2 protein-coding genes and 1 pseudogene are annotated in these 2038 nt (G+C 60.5%); all 3 read left to right on the top strand.

Annotated features, from left to right (window positions below):
• Positions 1 to 334 precede the first annotated feature (334 nt).
• Complete coding sequence (gene tnpA / locus ACZYOF_RS43540) at positions 335 to 730, top strand: IS66-like element accessory protein TnpA (protein WP_028169424.1); 396 nt, start codon at positions 335 to 337, stop codon at positions 728 to 730.
• Positions 727 to 1074 (top strand): IS66 family insertion sequence element accessory protein TnpB, encoded by a 348-nt coding sequence (tnpB, locus tag ACZYOF_RS43535; RefSeq protein WP_463719562.1) that lies wholly within the window; start codon positions 727 to 729, stop codon positions 1072 to 1074. Before tnpA ends, tnpB begins: the two co-directional genes overlap by 4 nt.
• A 120-nt stretch (positions 1075 to 1194) precedes the next feature.
• Positions 1195 to 1920, top strand: a pseudogene (locus ACZYOF_RS43530) (IS66 family transposase); the annotation flags it as partial.
• Positions 1921 to 2038: the final 118 nt, after the last annotated feature.

The raw sequence follows: 2038 nt of genomic DNA, 5'->3' as shown, positions 1-2038 counted from the left end.
ACTGCTGATGCATTGCGATTGATGGCCTTGACACGAACCATCCCATGTGAGGTTCTGGCTGGCTGGTTACCCGCCTCGATACGCCGCCCTTCTCAGGCCGTCATCACCCAGATTCCGCCATAGCTCTCCGATCTTGAACCAAGCACAGCTGAGACCCAAAGCGCCTCGCCTCGACCATAGATCCCGACCAGCTGCTGTTACAGATCCAGGCAGAGTGAGTTTGAGCGGAGCATGAGCTTATCGTTTGGTACGCATCCGACAGGCGCCGTCTTGCGTGACGCGTGGTAATTCGCGAAGCGTGTGACCTTAAGTCTAGCTTTAAGGTCATCAGGCGATGCGGGTCGAGGTTTTGGGCGGACTGGAGCGGCGGCGGCGCTGGTCGCAGGATGACAAGGCGCGGATTGTTGAGGAGACGTTGGCGCCGGGCGCGAAGGTGACGGAGGTTGCGCGTCGCAACGGAGTAGCGGCCAGCCTAGTGTTTACCTGGCGTCGACAAGCACGGACATCAGAGCAGGTTGTACCATCTTTTGCGCCGGTGCAGATCGTCGCTACGGAAGTGGAGGAAACTCCGAAGCTTTTGCCTGCGGGTGACGGCCGAGTGCGCTCCGTGGCGGCCGCGCGTATTGGGTTAATCGAGATCGATCTTGGCAACCGGCGACGCATCCGAGTGGATGCGCACGTCGATCCGGAAGCGCTGGCGCGGGTCCTCGAGGTGCTTGAACGCCGATGATTGCCATACCGGGTAATGTGCGGGTGTGGCTTGCGACCGGCCATACAGATATGCGCCGAGGATTCCCGAGCCTTGCGCGTCTGGTTCAGGAGAGCTTGAAGCGTGATCCGCACACTGGTGATCTTTACGTTTTTAGGAGCCGTCGCGGCGACCTGATCAAGATTATTTGGCATGATGGCCAGGGCGCGTGTCTGTTCGCGAAACGGTTGGAGCGCGGCCGCTTTTTGTGGCCATCGCTGGCGGACGGCGTTGTGACGATCAGCGTTGCGCAACTATCCTATCTCCTGTCCGGAATTGACTGGCGGATGCCGCAGGCAACCTGGCGTCCACAGGCTTCCGGTTAAGCTGTGTCTCTTTGACTCACGGCAGGAATCCAGCGGGATTTTTTGCGGCGAATATGGTTGATCGTCCTCGTGACGACGCCCGCCGATGCACTTCCCGCCGACCTTGCCGCTGCGCATGCGATGATCATTGCGCAGCGCGAACAGTTGACGCTGGCGAAGAGCGAAGTGACCGTCGGCCGGCTGGAAATCGAGCGGCTGAAGCTGATGCTGGCCAAGGCACGGCGCGAGCAGTTCGGGCAATCTTCTGAACGCGGCAAGCTGCTGGTCGAGCAGCTCGAACTCGCCATCGAAGATCTTGAAGAGACTCAGGCGGAGCAGGAAACCAAAGCCGAGTTCGCAGCGCCAGAAGCCGCCAAACAGAAGCGCGCGCAAAATCCACGGCCGCCGCGACGCCCCCTACCGGATAACCTGCCGGTCGAACGTATCGTCGAACCCATGCCTTGCGCGTGTGGCAAGTGCGGCAGTGAACGGCTGCACAAGCTCGGCGAGGTGGTGTCGAAGACCCTGGAATGCGAGCCGCGGCGCTGGAAGATTATCGAGCATGTCCGCGAAAAGTTCTCCTGCCGAGATTGCGAGGCGATCACAGAGGCGCCGGCGCCCTCCCATCCGATCCCGCGAGGCTTCGCCGGGCCGAGCCTGCTGGCGATGGTGCTGGTCAACAAGTTCCTACTGCATCAGCCGTTGAACCGGCAGAGCAAGACCTATGCCCGCGAAGGGATCGAGATCGACGTCTCGACCCTGGCGGATCGGGTCGGCGCCTGCGTGGTAGCACTCGATCCCATTATTGAGGCCATCCGGATCCACGTCATGAGCGCGGAACGCATCCACGCCGACGATAGTGTGCTGCAGAAGCACACAGAAAGGATGATCGTGATGATCTGATAATCTGTGAGCACAAGCTGTGACAGCGATGAGGGAGGGCCCCTCGGGATCGGCTTTCAGGAGCAGGTCCCAAATCACTTCA

This window comes from Bradyrhizobium sp. LeoA1Lang (genome assembly GCF_055413685.1).
Note: the sequence above shows the minus strand (reverse complement) of the source record. Positions and strands in the feature narration are given on the sequence as shown.